Annotated in this window: 13 protein-coding genes; 5 read left to right on the top strand and 8 right to left on the bottom strand. The window is 42.5% G+C overall.

Annotation, left to right across the window (positions count from 1 at the left end; genetic code table 11):
- Window positions 1–123: 123 nt before the first annotated feature.
- A complete protein-coding gene (ccoG, locus tag NH462_RS05590; RefSeq protein WP_253104724.1) occupies window positions 124–1,506 on the bottom strand; it encodes a cytochrome c oxidase accessory protein CcoG in 1,383 nt (460 codons plus the stop codon).
- Between the two features lie 141 nt (window positions 1,507–1,647).
- The gene (locus NH462_RS05585) at window positions 1,648–3,075 is read right to left on the bottom strand and encodes a sigma 54-interacting transcriptional regulator (RefSeq protein WP_253104722.1); all 1,428 of its coding nucleotides are present in this window, start codon (window positions 3,073–3,075) and stop codon (window positions 1,648–1,650) included.
- A gap of 154 nt (window positions 3,076–3,229) precedes the next feature.
- Between NH462_RS05585 and rsmF the strand changes: the two genes are divergently transcribed.
- A complete protein-coding gene (gene rsmF / locus NH462_RS05580; protein WP_253104719.1) occupies window positions 3,230–4,669 on the top strand; it encodes a 16S rRNA (cytosine(1407)-C(5))-methyltransferase RsmF in 1,440 nt (479 codons plus the stop codon).
- 261 nt (window positions 4,670–4,930) lie between these two features.
- On the opposite strand, the gene NH462_RS05575 is transcribed toward rsmF, so the two are convergent.
- Window positions 4,931–5,179, bottom strand: a complete 249-nt coding sequence (locus NH462_RS05575; RefSeq protein ID WP_010371625.1) for a YkgJ family cysteine cluster protein — start codon at window positions 5,177–5,179, stop codon at window positions 4,931–4,933.
- A 236-nt stretch (window positions 5,180–5,415) separates the two neighbouring features.
- Between NH462_RS05575 and NH462_RS05570 the strand changes: the two genes are divergently transcribed.
- Together NH462_RS05570 and NH462_RS05565 are read left to right on the top strand one after the other, a co-directional pair.
- The gene (locus NH462_RS05570) at window positions 5,416–6,591 is read left to right on the top strand and encodes an efflux RND transporter periplasmic adaptor subunit (RefSeq protein WP_253104716.1); all 1,176 of its coding nucleotides are present in this window, start codon (window positions 5,416–5,418) and stop codon (window positions 6,589–6,591) included.
- A 5-nt stretch (window positions 6,592–6,596) separates the two neighbouring features.
- Entirely contained in the window at window positions 6,597–9,767 is a 3,171-nt protein-coding gene (locus NH462_RS05565; RefSeq protein WP_253104713.1) for an efflux RND transporter permease subunit, read from the top strand.
- Between the two features lie 67 nt (window positions 9,768–9,834).
- Here the strand turns inward: NH462_RS05565 and NH462_RS05560 are convergent, their stop codons facing one another.
- Together NH462_RS05560 and NH462_RS05555 are read right to left on the bottom strand one after the other, a co-directional pair.
- The gene (locus tag NH462_RS05560; RefSeq protein ID WP_069019047.1) at window positions 9,835–11,049 is read right to left on the bottom strand and encodes a pyridoxal phosphate-dependent aminotransferase; all 1,215 of its coding nucleotides are present in this window, start codon (window positions 11,047–11,049) and stop codon (window positions 9,835–9,837) included.
- 189 nt (window positions 11,050–11,238) lie between these two features.
- Window positions 11,239–11,583, bottom strand: a complete 345-nt coding sequence (locus NH462_RS05555; protein WP_017218655.1) for an Hpt domain-containing protein — start codon at window positions 11,581–11,583, stop codon at window positions 11,239–11,241.
- A gap of 119 nt (window positions 11,584–11,702) precedes the next feature.
- Here NH462_RS05555 and NH462_RS05550 point away from each other — a divergent pair, with 119 nt between their 5' ends.
- Together NH462_RS05550 and NH462_RS05545 are read left to right on the top strand one after the other, a co-directional pair.
- Window positions 11,703–12,293 carry a tRNA-uridine aminocarboxypropyltransferase gene (locus NH462_RS05550; protein ID WP_253104710.1) on the top strand — a complete coding sequence of 197 codons (591 nt, stop codon included), beginning with the start codon at window positions 11,703–11,705 and terminating at the stop codon, window positions 12,291–12,293.
- 9 nt (window positions 12,294–12,302) lie between these two features.
- Entirely contained in the window at window positions 12,303–13,091 is a 789-nt protein-coding gene (locus tag NH462_RS05545; protein ID WP_253104707.1) for a CLCA_X family protein, read from the top strand.
- On the opposite strand, the gene NH462_RS05540 is transcribed toward NH462_RS05545, so the two are convergent.
- The 3 genes from NH462_RS05540 to apbC form a co-directional block, all read right to left on the bottom strand.
- Entirely contained in the window at window positions 13,051–15,516 is a 2,466-nt protein-coding gene (locus tag NH462_RS05540; protein ID WP_010371645.1) for an EAL domain-containing protein, read from the bottom strand. The genes NH462_RS05545 and NH462_RS05540 overlap by 41 nt on opposite strands.
- 438 nt (window positions 15,517–15,954) lie before the next feature.
- Window positions 15,955–16,539 carry a dCTP deaminase gene (gene dcd / locus NH462_RS05535; RefSeq protein ID WP_010371648.1) on the bottom strand — a complete coding sequence of 195 codons (585 nt, stop codon included), beginning with the start codon at window positions 16,537–16,539 and terminating at the stop codon, window positions 15,955–15,957.
- A 2-nt stretch (window positions 16,540–16,541) separates the two neighbouring features.
- Window positions 16,542–17,645, bottom strand: coding sequence for an iron-sulfur cluster carrier protein ApbC (apbC, locus tag NH462_RS05530; RefSeq protein ID WP_253104704.1), 1,104 nt, complete (start codon window positions 17,643–17,645; stop codon window positions 16,542–16,544).
- Window positions 17,646–17,654 lie beyond the last annotated feature (9 nt).

The raw sequence follows: 17,654 nt of genomic DNA, 5'->3' as shown, positions 1-17,654 counted from the left end.
AAGAGTAAGCTTATACGCTAAAAGTTCAGAGAGAAAGCCATAAATTTAGCGTCAGGTTGTGCATATATGCACACAAAAAAGGCGCTTCATAATACAAGCGCCTTGAGTCGGGGGGAGTGTAAACTAATTTTTATAGAAGTAGCTGTCCTTGGTGATGCTAATCTTGGCATCTTGCTGCGACTCAATCGTGAATTGGATTGGAGTCCGCTTACCTTTTAGCTCATAGCCATCAGCGGTCACCGTAACAGGAATTAATGCCATGTCGCCGCCAGCGATATGCGTTGTGATTGGGGCTGTTAATTTCGCATTTGGTAGCCCCTTTAAGCTCACGGTGTAAGTTAAATCATGCTGTGTTTTGTTTATCACACTTAAGGTGTATGGGTTCTCGACTAACCCCTCATAGTTAACACGATAAAGCGCATTACGGTCGCGAATAACAGAGGCTTCTATTGGTGTACGATTGAATGCCCAAATCACCATTGTGACTACTATCAATACAGTAATAGCACCATAGCCTACTATTTTTAACCTAAATGGATTCGACTTTTTGCCTGCTTGTTGATGCTCACTTTGATACTTAATCAAATCTGGCTGATAGCCGAATTTATTCATCGTTTCGTTACACGCATCGATACATAAACCACAGTTAATACATTCGTATTGCAGGCCATTACGAATATCAATACCAGCTGGGCAAACTTCAACACATAAATTACAGTCTACACAGTCGCCGAGCCCCAGCTGTTTTGGATCTTCTTTGCGTTTGCGACGACCTCTATTTTCACCGCGCTCACTATCATAGGTGACAACCAATGTATCTTTGTCAAACATGACCGATTGGAAACGAGAATATGGACAAGCCACAGTACACATTTTTTCTCGCAGAAAGCCCGCGTTTCCATAGGTACAAAGTGCGAATAAAAATACCCAGAAGGAAGTCAGGCCAGTCCACTCAAGCGTAAACATGTCTAGATACAACTCTTTTGCAGGTATAAAATAGGCCATAAATGAAGTGGCAGTAAACACCGAAATTATCAACCAAATAGCGTGTTTAGCCGTTTTCTTAGCGACTTTTTTGCTATCCCAGTTTGATTTGTCCAACTTTATTCGTTGGTTGCGAGTCCCCTCCACTCGGTGCTCAACCCAAGTGAACATAAGCATCCAAATTGTTTGTGGGCAAGTATAACCACACCACACGCGACCCAGCCAAGTTGTGACAAAGAATAAAGCAAAGGCACCCACCATAAAAATCCAGGCGAGAATCATAAAGTCTTGAGGGAGAAAGGTGGCACCAAATATCCTAAATTGCTGCTTACCAAAATCAAGCAAGATGGCCTGCTGCCCGTTGTACGGGATCCAAGGAATGAGAACGAAAGTTAACATTAAAAACCAGCCAAGGTTTCTTCTTATTTTTTGGAAAAAACCTTTTTGCTCTCTGACGTAAATAGGCCCTTCTTGTTTGTAGGGCTTAATGATCATGTCTTCTTCTTTGATATCAAACTTCATGTTATTTGCTACATTGATAATACACGGGTTTGACATTGCAACTTTCAGACCAATCTGAAAGTTTATAACGCTTTGATTTTTATTGTATTTATTTTTATTACATCCCCAAACTCGCGAAATATCACGAACAGGCGCGAAATATCACGAAAGTTTGGCAATTTTTAGTTTTTTCATTTTCGACCTCAGCGTACTTTCGGGTAATCCTAACTTATCAGCTGCCCCATTGCTGCCAGCGATCTTCCAGTTACTTATTTCTAGCACTCTTAATATGTGCTCAGCTTCCGCTTGCGCTAAAGTCAGTTCACCGTTTTCAGATTTATGCTGCTCAGTAGCGTTAAATGCTTGAGATATATCAAGTAAACGACCTTTAGATAATATCGCTTCGCGCTCCAACACGTTTTGGAGTTCTCGAATATTGCCAGGCCAATCATAACGCTGTAGCGCATGGATAGCCTTTTTTGAGATCCCGCGTAGTTGCTTACCCAGCTTTTTGTTGAGCTGCACGATGAGGTTGTTGGCCAATACGGGTATATCCTCTATACGCTCTCGTAGTGCAGGCACTCGAATAGGAAAAACGTTTAAACGATAATATAAATCCATTCTAAACCCTCCCTCCTCGACCATTTTCCATAAATCTCTGTTGGTCGCCGCGACTATCCGTATATCTACTTGGATCGACTTACTTCCCCCTACACGTTCAAACTCTCGCTCTTGTAATACACGTAATAACTTGCTTTGCGCTTCTAGCGGTAGCTCGCCAATTTCATCTAAAAATATGGTTCCTTTATCCGCCAACTCAAAACGTCCTTTACGTCTTTCATTCGCTCCAGTAAATGCACCTTTTTCATGTCCAAACAATTCAGATTCGATCAAAGTTGATGAAAAAGCAGCGCAATTTACTTTAACGAAAGGTTGCGATGAACGCTCACTAAGGCGGTGCAGATTTCTGGCAACAAGCTCTTTACCCGTGCCATTTTCCCCTAAAACCAATACCGTACTGTCGGTCTGGCTAACCAGCTCTAGCTGCGCTAACATGGCCTGAAATATTGCGCTACTGCCCACCAAACCCGAGTCTTGCCAATTTTCATTTAATGTTTCTAGCAGGTAGGCATTTTCATCTTTAAGTTGCTCAGTAAGTACTTGAACTTTATTCAGCGCCTCTCTTAGGGCATTTTCAGTTTTGTGCTGTTGCGACACATCGCGAAATATCGCGACTGCACCGATAATTTGCTGATCTTTGAAAATTGGCGTAGAGGTATATTCCACAGGAAAACAGCTCCCATCTTTCCGCCAGAACACCTCATTGGTTACCTGTCGTGTTTTACCATCAAACATTGTTTTGTAGATGTTACATTCATCAGCAGGATACTCACTCCCATCTGCATGACTATGATGATGGTACTGATGTATTTTTTTCCCCAAAAGCTCATCACTTTGCCACCCAGTCATACGCTCTGCGGCCGGGTTTACAAAAACAGCGTTGCCAGAAAGATCAAAACCATAGATCCCCTCTCCAACCGCATTCAATAATAATTTAGGGTCCGCCAAAAAGTGTTTGATAATAGACATAGCAATCCTCGCGATATTTCGCGAAGATTATATAACCATAGCCTTTTACTGTCAGCCATGAGTTTTACTTAATAATCACCATAGTCACAACAAACATGCATTTTTCACTCATGAAAGTGTAAAATGAGAGAAAGCTTATAACTTGAGTAACTGCGTGGACAAATCAACTTATATTCCCAGCGCGTTTCTAGACGACATAAAAACCTACTTACCAGACCACCTTAGCATCGAAGACTTTATAGATAAGTGCCAGTCTCCTTTACGCCGAGCAGTCAGAGTCAATACCCTAAAAATGTCTATCACGGAATTCTTAGCCTACTGCGAAAAAAGTGATTGGCAGGCAGAACCGATCCCTTGGTGTGAAGAAGGGTTTTGGATAGCAAGAAGTGAACAAGAAGAAGCTAATCTTGCTATCGGCAACACAGATATCCATTTAAGTGGCTGCATCTATGTCCAAGAAGCAAGTTCCATGTTGCCGCCAACAGCATTGAAATCGACTATCAGCAGCGGTGATATTAATTTGGATATGGCGTCAGCACCAGGGTCGAAAACTTCGCAACTCGCAGCTTATATGGATGGACGTGGCGTACTAATCGCTAATGAGCTATCTTCATCTCGACTCAAAGCGCTTGCAGCAAATATGAAACGTATGGGCATACGAAATGTTGCATTATCTCATTTTGACGGCTGTATCTTTGGCGATTATATGCATGAATGTTTTGATAACATCTTGCTTGATGCACCATGTTCTGGAGAAGGCACAGTTAGAAAGGACCCAAATGCCCTTAAAAACTGGTCAATAGAGTCTAATGTTGAAATTGCACAAGTGCAGAAGCAACTGATAGACAGCGCATTTCAAGCCTTAAAGCCAGGTGGTACCTTAGTGTATTCAACTTGCACATTAACACCATTGGAAAATCAGCAAGTATGCCAACACCTCATTGATAATTATCCTCAAGCAGTAGCAGTCGAAAACCTGTCGACCTTATTTGAGGGTGCTGAAAAAGCAACAACGTCCGAAGGATACTTGCATGTGTGGCCTCAGCTATATGATAGCGAAGGGTTTTTCATTGCTCGATTTAAGAAGTTACACTCTGTTGCCGTTAAAAATCCAAAGCAGAAAAAAGGCGCTTTCCCTTTTGAGGAACTAGACAAGAAAACCACTCAACTATTGTTATCCGTACTAAAAAAACAGTTTGGTATTACCCAACTTGACGGTAAGTTGATGCAGCGCGATAAAGAGGTGTGGTTATTTCCTGACAACTTTGAAGCAATCCAAGATAAGATCAAATATTCTCGCATAGGGATTTTAATCGGTACTACCCATAAAAACGGGGTAAGATTAGAGCATGAGTTTGCCACTACTTTCGGTCACTTAGCGTCTAAAAACACTTTAGCACTAACAAAAGAGCAAGCAAAAGATTACTTTAATGGCAAAGATATACGCCTAGATGAAGTTACCAAACTAACGGGAGAGGTGATCCTCACGCTATGTGGCAGTGCCATCGGGTTAGGAAAATGGCAAAAGAATAAAGTTAAAAACAGTTTGCCTCGGGATTTAATTAAAGACGGCCTGTTGATAACTTGGGTATAACCTGAATATACCCTTTTGATATTTTTAAGACCAATTATGAATATAAAGAACAACTCTTTGTTTTATATAAACTTAATAAATCATTCATTTATTTGTAAAAAGAATGAAAGGTTAACTAAACTTAACAGTACTTTCTACTTCTCCCTACAGTCTTAGAAGGTGTTTTTAGTTAGCGCACGGCTCAATCTTGAGCCTTTCCCTAGGCCCAGAACTTAGCAGGTAAGTTTCTGGGCGTTTTTTTATCAGTTAACCAGAGGCTAGTTAGGTCAACATTTCGAGTTCTGTGATGATCTGCATCGCTGCTTCATTACTGTCACCGCACACATCTTCCATGGCCTTAAATTGCAAACACACCTGTGGGCGCTCTGGCTGGTTAAACAGTTTACACAGATTATTTTCATCTAGTTGAATACACCGCTCCCCCGCAGGTTTACCATTTGGCATACCGGGAATGGGTGTTGAAATACTTGGTGCTATACAACAAGCGCCACAACCAAGCCTACAATCCATTCTGTTTCTCGCAATTTTGACAATAAGTGGTGCATTTTATCGAAAAATCGACTACACGTAAAAGCATCAATCGCTTTTAAGAATGTAACGATAAATTTAGGTACGCAAAGCTTTGTTACATATTCAGTCTGGATTTAAACACCTCGACATAACTATTCGCGTATTCTTAAGCTTATCGATGATCTAGAGCCGTTAATCTGGGTCATTAAAAATCATTCAACAGGAAGGATTTTAACGTGGCTAGTAAAAAACAAATAATTCTACCAATTGCCGTTCTTGCGGTGGGAGTTGCAGCGGCTGTTGCCATGTCTGCAATGAAACAACCTCCAGAAGAGAAGAAAGAAGAAATAGTACATCCTCTCGTACAGGTTCAACCTATTCATATTGACCAAGTTAAGCTTAACGTATCGTCATACGGTATCGTGATGCCAAAATACAGTACTGAGCTTGTTGCTCAGGTCAGTGGTCAAGTTATTTCATTGTCTGACAAGTTTGTCAAAGGTGGCTTTGTCAAAGAAGGCGACGTGCTTGCTCGCATCGACCCGAATGACTATGAAGCGTCGCTGATTGAAGCCGAAGCGGCTTTAGCACAAGCCAGCTCAGCGTTAGAAATAGAACAAGCTCAGGTGCAAGTAGCAAAAGCAGAATGGCAAAGGATTAAAGCAAACGCTAACGAAAAAATACCTTCCGAGCTCTATTTAAGAAAACCTCAGCTCGCTGAAAAGTTAGCAAGCTTTAAAGCTGCTCAGGCTGCAGTGAAAAGAGCGAACCGAAATTTGGAGCGTACTTACATCAAAGCGCCTTACGATGCGATTATAGAGTCTCGTACCGTAAGCCTTGGTAGTGTAGTCAATCCCGGTAATGGCTTTGGTAAACTCAATGCGACATCTGTTGCAGAAGTACGCCTCCCTGTTGCCGATAATGAATTGAAATACCTACCGCAACAAGGTGTTGGCACCGATGTCGTGATCACAGCAGAAGTCGCTGGTCAACCGATGAGTTGGAAAGGCGAGATCGTCCGCAGTGAAGGCGTTATCGATAACAAAAGTCGCATGACCTACCTTGTTGCTCAAGTCGAACAGCCTTATCACAACAACGCAAAACCACTACGTTTTGGCGCTTATATCAATGCTGATATTCAAGGTTTGTTAGTGCAAAATGCCACTATGCTTCCTCATCACTTAGTGAAAGAAGGTCGCGTTGCAACATTGGATGATGATAACAAGCTGAGCTACAAAAAGGTCAATATTATTAGAGAGTACAATGGCATGGTCGTCATTGATAACGGCGTTGAGTCAGGCCAACAGCTCATTACTTCAGCACTGGACTACCCTTCCGAAGGGATGCAACTACGTACAGATGACACTCCTTCGCAAAGCGCTAACACCCAGTTAGCGCTCAAAGAGGAGTAAGGTTTATGCATAGTCAAAGTACAGAAAAAGGCTTAATTGCTTGGTTTGCGCGTAACCCCGTTGCAGCAAACTTATTGATGATATTTATTATTGTTGGCGGCTTGCTTACAGCGTTTTCGATCCGCAAGCAAATGTTTCCGCAATATATAAGTAACTGGATAAGTGTTCAAGCAGTGTATCCGGGCGCGGCACCTCAAGAAGTCGAGGAAGGGATCACGATTAAGATCGAGGAATCCATGGAGGGTCTAGAAGGGATCAAGCGCTTGATCACCTACTCTAACCGTGGTAATTCGCAAACTTGGATAGAAGTAGACGAGCAGTACAACACTAAAGAAGTACTCGACGAAATAAAAATGCAAGTAGACTCCGTCTCAACTTTCCCATCAGGGATGGAGCGTCCTATTGTACGTCACGAAAAAGAAAACCAAGAAGTAATGTGGTTGTCACTCAATGGCGACTTGAGTCCCCATGATCTTAAAGAGCTTGGTAATCGCATTCATGAAGAAATGCTGTCGTTACCCGGCGTTAACCTTGTACGCTTTGATGGTGGTCTGAACTACGAAATCTCTATTGAGATAAGCCCTGATAAAATGCGCGAGTACGGCCTAAGTTTTAGAGCAATTTCGGATGCGGTAAAGAGCTTCTCAGCGAACATGTCTGCTGGCCAAATTCGCTCCGAAAATGGCTATATTTCAATGCGAGTTGAAAACCAAGCCTATCGCGGTGATGAGTTTAGAAAACTCCCCTTACTAACGCTGCCAGACGGCGCACAGGTTAGCTTAGGCGATGTCGCCACCATTAACGATGGCTTTGAAGAAGGACTGCAATACTCTAAATACAATGGTAAGAACTCACTGGTGTATGAAGTTAGCGCGTCAAAAGACCAAGACATCACCAAAGTTGCAGATATCATTAAGAACTATCTTGAGGCCAAGAAAGGCTCACTGCCACAAGGCGTAGAACTTGAACCTTTTATTGACTTGACCTATTACCTTAATGGCCGCCTTAACATGATGCTAGAAAATATGGCGTTAGGTGGCGTATTAGTTATGTTGATGCTCGCCCTATTTTTACGTGTGCGTTTAGCATTTTGGGTAATGATGGGGTTGCCAGTTAGCTTCTTAGGTGCATTTTTAATGATGCCAATGGGCTATTTAGACGTAACGATTAACTTAGCCTCACTGTTTGCCTTTATTTTGGTGTTGGGGATTGTCGTTGATGACGCGATAGTCGTCGGTGAATCCGCCCATGCTGAAATAGAAAAACATGGTCATAGCCTCGATAATGTCGTTCGTGGCGTAAAACGTGTTGCTATACCTGCCACTTTTGGTGTGCTTACTACCGTTGCTGCTTTCTTGCCGCAAACATTAGCAACCGGCCCAACGGCAGCATTTTCTAAAGCAATTGGTGGCGTAATAATTCTTTGCTTACTATTCTCTTTGGTTGAATCTAAGCTGGTTTTACCTGCGCATTTAGCAGCGATGAAAGACAAACCAAGCAACCCTAAAAATCCGTTCCACCGCCTCAGAGAAAAAATGGATAGCGGCCTTCAATCTTTCATTGAAAACACGTACCGCCCATTTATTGTGCGCTGTATTCACTACCGCTATACCGTTATTGTTGGCTTTTTAACCATTTTAATTGTCAGCGCAGGGATGTTTGCTGGTGGCTTAGTGAAGTTTGTTGCTAACCCAAAAATCCCACATGATTTTCCACGTATCTCGATTGATATGAACTTATCCTCGTCAGAAAACGCGACGCTTGAGTCAATTCAAAAAGTCGAGCAAATGGTACTAAATGTCGACAAAGAAATTGAGGCTGAGTATGGCAAGAAAATGATCCGTGATTACATGGTGAATATGAACGGCCGCACTAGCGCAAATATCATGGTGATCTTGGTTGAACCAGATGCGCGCCCAATCGATACCTTTGCACTCAGCGCCCGCTGGCGTGATGCAATGCCTGCACTACCAGGTGTTAAATCGCTAAACATTCAAGATAGCATCATGAATGGTGGTCGTGATGACGGAGATATTAGCTTTAGATTAGAAGGTAAACACAAAGAAGAGCTCCGCGAAGTCGCACAGAAACTAAAAGACAAGCTAGCAACTATTGAAGGTGTTGGTGATATCAACGACTCTATGCAATCAGCAACCGATGAAGTGCAGCTTGAGCTTAAACCATTAGCGTACAGCCTTGGACTGACGTTGGCAGATGTTGCATCCCAAGTAAACTTCAGTTATTACGGCCTTGAAGCACAGCGTATTTTACGTGATGGTGAAGAGATCAAAGTAATGATCCGTTACCCTAAAGAACACCGTGATGCCATTAGTGACATTCAGGATGTGCGTATCTTAACGCCTCAAGGCGCAGAAGTGCCGTTGGTAGAAGTGGCTGATGTGAAATTGGTTGATGGTGTTAACCGAATTCGCCGCGAAAATGCCAAACGCACTATTAATGTTTGGGCATCAGTTGATACAGAAATCGCACAACCATTTGAGATAGCAAAACAGGTTCGTGACGAATACCTTCCTAGTCTATTAAAGAACTATCCTGGCGTTCAAAGTGCAGTAGCGGGTCGCGTACAAGAAGAAATGGACAGTGTTGCGGAGCAAATTCGTGACTTTGCCCTGTCATTAATGATTATCTTCGCACTACTGGCAATTCCACTACGTTCTTATTCTCAGCCTGTCATCATTATGTCTGTGATCCCATTTGGTGTGGTCGGCGCGGTATTCGGTCATATGATATTAGGAATGACAATGAGTAGTTTGTCTTTCTTCGGTATTATTGCCGTGGCTGGGGTTGTGGTGAACGACTCTTTGGTTATGGTTGATTTTGTCAATAAAGCACGCGAAGAAGGCATAGATTTAAAAGCCGCAGCCGTCGAGGCGGGATGTAAACGCTTTAGAGCAATCTTGCTCACTTCGTTGACCACCTTTATCGGACTTGTACCAATCATTATGGAAACGAGCCTGCAAGCTAAAATTGTTATTCCAATGGCAGTATCGCTTGCATTTGGTGTGTTGTTTGCCACGGTGATCACCCTTGTACTTATCCCTTGTCAATATGTGGCACTTGAAGATGTTAAACGCGTTGGTCGCAAATGGTTTAAAGGGAAAGACTCGGCTGATAGCCAACAATCGACACCGGAGCTACATTCTAATACTCACTAAGTAACAAATTACTAGCCCACAAAAAAGCTCGGAAATTTCCGAGCTTTTTTATTTTTTAATACAGATGTTACTGACTGTAATGCGCAAAAAAGCGCTTTACTCTATCCATTGCAGGCTGTAAATCATCTTTATGTGGTAAAAACACTAATCTAAAATGATCCGCACTGGGCCAGTTAAAAGCGCGTCCGTGGACAAGTAGAATTTTTTCTTCTTTGAGCAAGTCCAGCACCATGCGCTCATCATTCTTAATATTAAACCGCTTTACATCCACTTTTGGAAACGCATAAAGCGCGCCCTTTGGCTTTACACAGCTTATCCCTTCGATATCGTTTAAACCTTTAAACGCAATATCACGCTGCTCATACAAACGCCCACCCGGTTCAATGAGTTGGTCGATGGATTGTATGCCTCCGAGCGCTTGTTGAATGGCAAACTGTGCAGGAACATTAGCGCATAATCGCATAGACGCAAGCATTTCCAAGCCTGTGATCAAATCCCGCATCACTGAATGCTTACCACTGATCACCATCCAGCCCATGCGGATCCCGGCTGCACGATAGGTTTTTGCTAAGCCGTTAAACGTGATAACTGGGATATCATCGCAAAGACTCGCAATTGAAAAATGCTCTGCATCATCATATAAAATCTTTTCGTAGATCTCATCACTCAGTATTAATAGCTTGTGTTCTCTGGCAACGTTAATTAATGCTTCGAGCAATGCTTTGTCATATACAGCACCGGTCGGATTATTTGGGTTGATCAGCACCAATGCCTTTGTGCGACTCGTGATTTTACGCTTGATATCTTCGATATCTGGAAACCAGTCTTGCTCTTCATCACAAAGGTAATGCACTGGATTACCGCCTGATAATTTAACAGCGGCAGTCCATAGCGGATAATCCGGTGCGGGGATCAACACTTCGTCACCATCATTGAGTAAGGCTTGTGCGGTCATTTGGATCAATTCACTGACGCCATTGCCAATGAAGATGTTATCGACACTAATATTAGGAAAACTTTTTTGCTGATAATATTGATACACGGCAACTCGGGCAGAATACAATCCTTTTGAGTCGCAATAGCCCTGTGCAGAATATAAGTTTTTTATGATGTCTCGGTGCATATCTTCTGGCATATCAAAGCCAAATGCCGCCGGATTGCCAATATTTAATTTGAGGACTTTCATGCCCTCGTCTTCCATTTTTCTTGCTTGATCCAATACCGGACCACGAATATCGTAACTCACCCCGTTGAGCTTATTACTTTTTGTTATTTGTAGCATCTATAACCCCCCTCATTTTGCTCAAGCATATATCACAATGCCGTCTAAATTCTATGCTTGTGATAACTTTTTATGCTTCAAAAAAGCAACTTACAAAGTGAAGTGATTAGAGTGGGATAAATAAGCGCAATTTTAAATAAAAAAGGCCGTATAAACGACCTCATTTCCGCTCATTGGCTGATGCTGGATTTAAGATTGAGCACTCAGCCACTGCTGCAGTTTCGCTTTTGAACCTGCAACTTGTGCTGCAAGCTCTTCAATAGAGTCATCAACAATATCCTGCTCCCCTTGAATAAGGGCATGCTCTATCGTCTTTGCCAAATCGCTCAAACTAGCGGCCCCAAACTGGGCAGCGTTAGATTTCAAACTGTGAGCATGACGAATGGCAGCTTCTTGATCCTGATTCAAATTCAGCATCAACTCCGATTCTAACCGCTCGAATTCAGAACAACAAAAATGAACCGTATCTTCGAATTGCTCGCCCAGCAACATTTGCATGTTCTCTAGGGCACCTTCATCTATTACGATGCTCATAATTTTCCTTAAATTTAATATTCTATTACTTATGCTAGCCAAATCTGGTTTCTTGTGCAAAGTAAATGCGGGCAAGATATGATAAAATATGACTTATATTAAGAAACACCTCGTTAAACATGAAACGTAATACCTGTCCAGTCTGTCAGTTTCCCACAAAAACTTGCGTATGCTCCTATATTGGTAACGTGATACCAAATGCGACTCAAGTTATTATCATGCAGCATCCGAGCGAAGTAAAAGTAGCCAAGAATACTGCAAAGCTCCTCGCCTTGCAGTTAGGCAGTTTTGCGCTGTATGTTGGAGAAAATACCACTGACTTTGAAGAGTTGATTAACTTCTGCAACGAAAACCATGTTGCACTGCTCTACCCAAACAGCCACGCTAAGGCCTTAACTACAGAGTATAATCACGCTCAAAAGCTTGATGCCATCATCTTATTGGACGGGACTTGGAAGAAAGCTACTAAGCTTTATAACCTCAATCCGTGGCTAAGCCAGTTACCCAGTTTTCAGTTCGATTCGGTCAATGCAAGTGAATATACTATTCGTAAATCTAAACATGAATACAGTTTATCAACACTTGAAGCGGCAGCTCAATTTCTCGAGATTGTAGATCGATGCGAAACTTCGGTTCTCTACAAACTTCAAGCAGGCATGGTGAAAGAACAGATGAAGCGAATGCCTGATGATGTTAAGGCTCGGTATTAAAGGAAGAAAATGCCAAGCTCGAGACTACAGCGCGGATACACTCGCCGAGGACCCGATTATCGATTCGGCGATCAAGTTGATTTCAGTGAAATCAAACAGACCTTTGGCTTTAAAACCATGACCATTGGTCATTGGGTTACGCCCGAAGAAACCCGTTTATCCGCCAATTTCATTTATGATGCCCTCGCAGATCTAGCCCAAATATTACAAGTACCGCCACAGGTCATCGGCCTTCGGGGAACACTTAATTTTGCTTTTGGTACAGGCGGTCAACAAGGTGTTCAAGCGCATTACGCAGCAAAAACGAGAACACTCGCCTTGGCAAAAAATGCCGGTGGTGGCGCACTTGCCCACGAATGGTGGCATGCATTTGATCACTATATTTGCCAGCATTTAATAACACAGCCAAAAAAGCCTTTTGCATCATCAGCTTGGTTACTTTCTACCGAAATAGTATTACACCCACTGAACAATGCTTTAGCAACGTTTTTTGCGCATACCTTTTTAGATGAACAACATCAAAAACCAAATCGGTATTTTCATACCGCCAAGATTGCTGATAGCGCAAACAAACAGATTTATTACGCACTACCCGAGGAGCTAACAGCTCGGATGTTCGAGGCCATTATTGCCTACCACAGCGATATATCAAATTCATTTTTGGCCGCGGGAATTAAAGGTTCAGAGCAAGAAAAACTGGGGATTTACCCAAAGCGCAAACAGAGAGAACGATGCGCTGAGCCCATTTTTCACTACTTCAGCGAACTAGGAAAGATTTTATATCGCCGGCATAGGTGACTTTACCGAGCCAACTCTTAAACTCCGTGAACGGCAACGGACGTGAAATAAAATAGCCCTGTGCAAAGTCGCAGCCATAGGCCTGCAAACGAATGTAGCTATTGATATCCTCAACCCCTTCAGCCACCACCCTTGAGCCTAAACTGTGCGCCATATCACACGTCGCTTTACATATTGTTTGGTTGCTCTTGGATGTCTCGATATCCATCACAAAACTTTTATCAATTTTAAGTTCATCAAATCCAAGTTTACTCAAATATGCAAGTGACGAATATCCAGTACCAAAATCATCAATCGCCACCTTTACGCCGATTGAACGATAATCATCTAACACCCCTTTAAGCTCTGCTTCTTTTCCTATCGTTACAGATTCTGTGATCTCTATCATTATTTGAGAAGGTGCGAGTGATAATTCATTAATAAGCGTAATAAGCTGTACCGACAACTCTCTTCTACTCAAGTCACGACCAGATACGTTGATTGAAATAACGTGCTCAGGCAATAACTTGGTTATCTCAGCTTGATAATGAAGCGCATGCTCAATCACCCATTCGGTGATCTCATAAATTTGCCCTGAAGACTCCGCAATCGGAATAAATTCATCAGGTGGAATGTAACCAAGTTCAGGGTGAAGCCAGCGCAGTAGCACTTCCGAGCCAAATACCCTGCCAGTCCTGAGGTCTACCTGCGGCTGAAAGAATAAACTGAACTGTTCATGCTCTATCGCACTTTTCAGAAACGAGGTGAGCTTTAATTGTCGCTCAGTCGAAATAGAGCTTTCAACATCAAATAGATGCCAACGTTGGCCATTGTGTGACTTAGTATTAAGAGCCTGCAGAGCGCGCTGGATAAGCTTCTCAGTGGATTTTGCATGCATTGGATAATTCGCTACCCCAACCTCTAGACTATCGACAATCTGCGTGTCTTTATAGCCAACCCCTTCTTCGAATACAGCAGATAAAATACATACATATTGCTCAACTTGACTGACTTCAATTTTACCATCAAGTACGATGGCAAACACTTGGTCTTCTAGGCGATAAATAGGTGTGTTTCCTTTATTTGCAACGGCAGCGCTACCATAAGTATTGATTTGCTCAGAGACCTCTTTGAATAACTTATTGATGTGCTGATTTGCAAAGGTTAAGCCAAAACTCAGTCTTATTGATGGCAGGATCAGTGGTTTAAAAAGCAACAATGTATGCGCTTTATTTTGCTCCTCAAGCTTAGCGAGCGAACCAAACAGGGCGAATTTATTGGGCAGTGCCGTCTCTTTATCAAACTCAGCATAATGAATATACATACGCCGCTTTTCTGCATCATGCCAAACCACAAATAGTAGTAAGAACATTAAATGTAGGCTGATCAACACATGGTTTACGATTGATATTTGCTCACTTGGTTGGATTAATTGACTTCCAGCAAAACCAATTAATACCGCCACCATGGGAGACCAAATTGCGCAGCAAAAATAGACTTCTTTACGACTGTCTTTATCTTGGCTGACCAAAATCATCGTACTTAATACAATTGCACCAATAACCATTATGGACTGAAGTGCAAACGGTAAATTCACTTTCGCAAACGCCACAACGACACCGCTGAGTAAATAGATATAAGCAGTCGTCTTGATGGTTAGCTTAATCTTTCTATCAAGCCTATTTTTAGTAAGAAAATGATGAAAAAACAAAAGGCTGAAGCCGAGTGCAAAACACACAAAGCTGCCACTGTAATGTAAAAAATGAATGCTATTTTGGTAGCTGAAAAAGATATCAGCGAGTCCTTTATGGGTGACGTAAAGGCAGGCTAATGACAGCAAATAGCCACCAACCGAAAGCAGGCTTGCGCGTTTCGAAATAATACCGGTACTGAGCATAAAAATACTCAATAAAAACATTACCCCTAGAAACAACCCGGTTAAAAATAGATGAGCATTAGTATCTTCTATATAAACTTCATAAGGTTCAATACTCACTCTAGACAAGGAAACATAGGGTGATTGAACCTTTACAATGATCGGCTCAATATAGCTATTAGCATCAATCACCAAATGGGGCGAAAAATGGGATAACGATGTATGATTGTTACTTTCGGGGATTTGAGTTAGTTTTCCAATAGGGTCCGTGGTAAAAAACTCAACACTACCCATGGATGGACGTGCAACTGTTAGCACTTGGTCTGACGCCTCATCGCGTACAAGGTTTGTGATTCGAAGCCAAACCGCAACGCCCTTTGGAATAATTACCGTTTCTTGCGATACACTAAATTGGGCCTCGGAAAAGTCACCATAGCCTACTGAAATTAAAGGTCTTGCTTCTATAGTTTCTGCGGCCAGCTGCGTTTCAGCAGTAGCCAACATCGCAAAGATGCAACACACAATTATTGTAAACATCAGTGTGGCATACCTAGCAGCGCTAAGCCACATACCCATTCTCCTTGAGTCACTTTGACGGTGATTTATCAGCCTATTCGTTATGCAAAAAACCAAGCGTTAACGTTCAAGAAAAACACCAACTCGAATACATTGGCTATGAGCTTCTCTTTGCAAACCAGGAAGCAACGTCATTCGCGCACTAATACCTATTTCACTTTGTCTACTGCTACCATGTGCATGGCGCTTTCGCCGACAACATAAAAAACGCATTACAATAAGTATGGTTTGGATCAAAGCAAATGCAAAAATATTATTGAATTTAAATCGTTATGGCTATTTGATGGGAAATCAAAAATGTAAAGATGGCATGCCGTTTAGATAAGCTGAGGGACTAGTCTAAACTCGGAATAACAACTTGTTTTCTAGTCGTTGTTATTCCCAAGGTCAGCGTCAGATTTGCTACACAAATCCTCTCGCCTACCTATTCAATTAACTGTCGTCACTAATACGCGAAGCAACCGCACTATTTTGATCCTTATATTTGGCGTCTTTACGCTCGTTATAAGGGAATTGCGCAGCACTTGTCATCGTTTCAAAGCTCATCGCACCTATTTTCATGTTTGGCCTAAGTGCCAAAGGCAACTTACCTGAGTTATAGAACTCTAATACGATGTTTCCAGACCAACCGGGATCAATACGATGCGCAGTAACATGAACCATTAAACCTAGCCTAGCCAGCGACGAGCGGCCATCTAACCAACCAACAAGGTCGGCTGGTAGCGTTACTTTTTCATACGTCATTGCCAGCGCCAGCTCACCAGGGTGCAAGAAAAACGCTTGGCCATCTTCTAACACAATTTCGTCACTCATGATGGATTCCATCGCGGCATTGATCTGATCTTTAGGACCACTGAGATCAACGTAAGGCGCGGCATGGTCCTGAAACACTCTAAACTTGTTACCCAGTCTTAAATCCACGGTAACGCCCGAAATCATATCTGGCTTAGGTGTAGGTTCGATGATTATGCGTTGTTGTTCAATCGCTTCTCGAATATGGGTATCCGATAATCTCATTCTTAATCTTCCGTCATCACAATCTCAACACCCGATGTTGAGTCTGATTGGTAATATAACATACTGGTAACCAGTTGGGCACAATCAACATAGTGATCTGCTATACCATGATTGTCAGTCTTACTTTCTGAATTAGGCTCACGGACTGTGGCAATGATATCTTCGCCCTGCTCCGTTGCTGTTCTGATCTGTTCGTTGAGCGGTACTTCCGCTAGCAAAGGCACACCATAGCGACTCGCCAACGTGGTGCCACCAGAGTGACCAAAAATATGGTTGCGGCTACCGCATTGCTCACAATTGAAGTAACTCATATTTTCGACCAAACCTAAAATGGGGAGCTGCACTTTTTCAAACATCGCGATGCCCTTCTGTGCATCTGCAAGCGCCAAGGTCTGCGGTGTGGTGACAATCACCGCACCACTGGCAGGCACTTTTTGCGTCATGGTAAGTTGGATATCTCCTGTGCCTGGTGGCATATCAACAATCAGATAATCCAGCTCGCCCCAATCCGTTTCATTTAACAATTGAGTAAGCGCTTGAGAAGCCATTGGTCCTCGCCAAACAGTGGCGTCCTCTGCTGGGACCAAAAAGCCAATAGACATGGCTTTAATGCCCGACTTTTCAATTGGTAGTAAGGTTTTATCATCTTTCGCCTGAGGTTTTTCATCCTCAAGAGCCAATAAGCTAGGTAGTGAAGGGCCATAAATATCAGCGTCTAGCACACCGACTTTCGCGCCTTGAGCACGTAGCGCATACGCCAGATTAATCGCAGTGGTAGACTTACCCACCCCGCCCTTACCTGAGGCAACAAGAATAATATGTTTAATAGCTTTAAATTTCGGTCTGCCGACAACGACGACTTTCGATGTCACCTCAACGGGCTTGCCTAAGTGTTGCTGTAGATAATTAGCAACATCTTGGTCGCATTGGATGGCAAATGGAAAATTAATTTGTACTTGAATTTGCGCCTTTGATTCTTGTGTTTTGATCACCCAATTTGCATCAATGCCCACTGGTAATGCAGCACTACGATAGCCATTTAAAAGCTCAATGATTGCCTGTTTGGTGTTTTTTCCCTTGGCAAACCATTTTTCCAGTCCAAACATACAAATTAA

Source organism: Pseudoalteromonas sp. OANN1, from assembly GCF_024124685.1.
Taxonomy (GTDB): domain Bacteria; phylum Pseudomonadota; class Gammaproteobacteria; order Enterobacterales; family Alteromonadaceae; genus Pseudoalteromonas; species Pseudoalteromonas piscicida.
The sequence above is the reverse complement of the archived record's forward strand: the minus strand, read 5'-3'. Positions and strand labels throughout refer to the sequence as shown.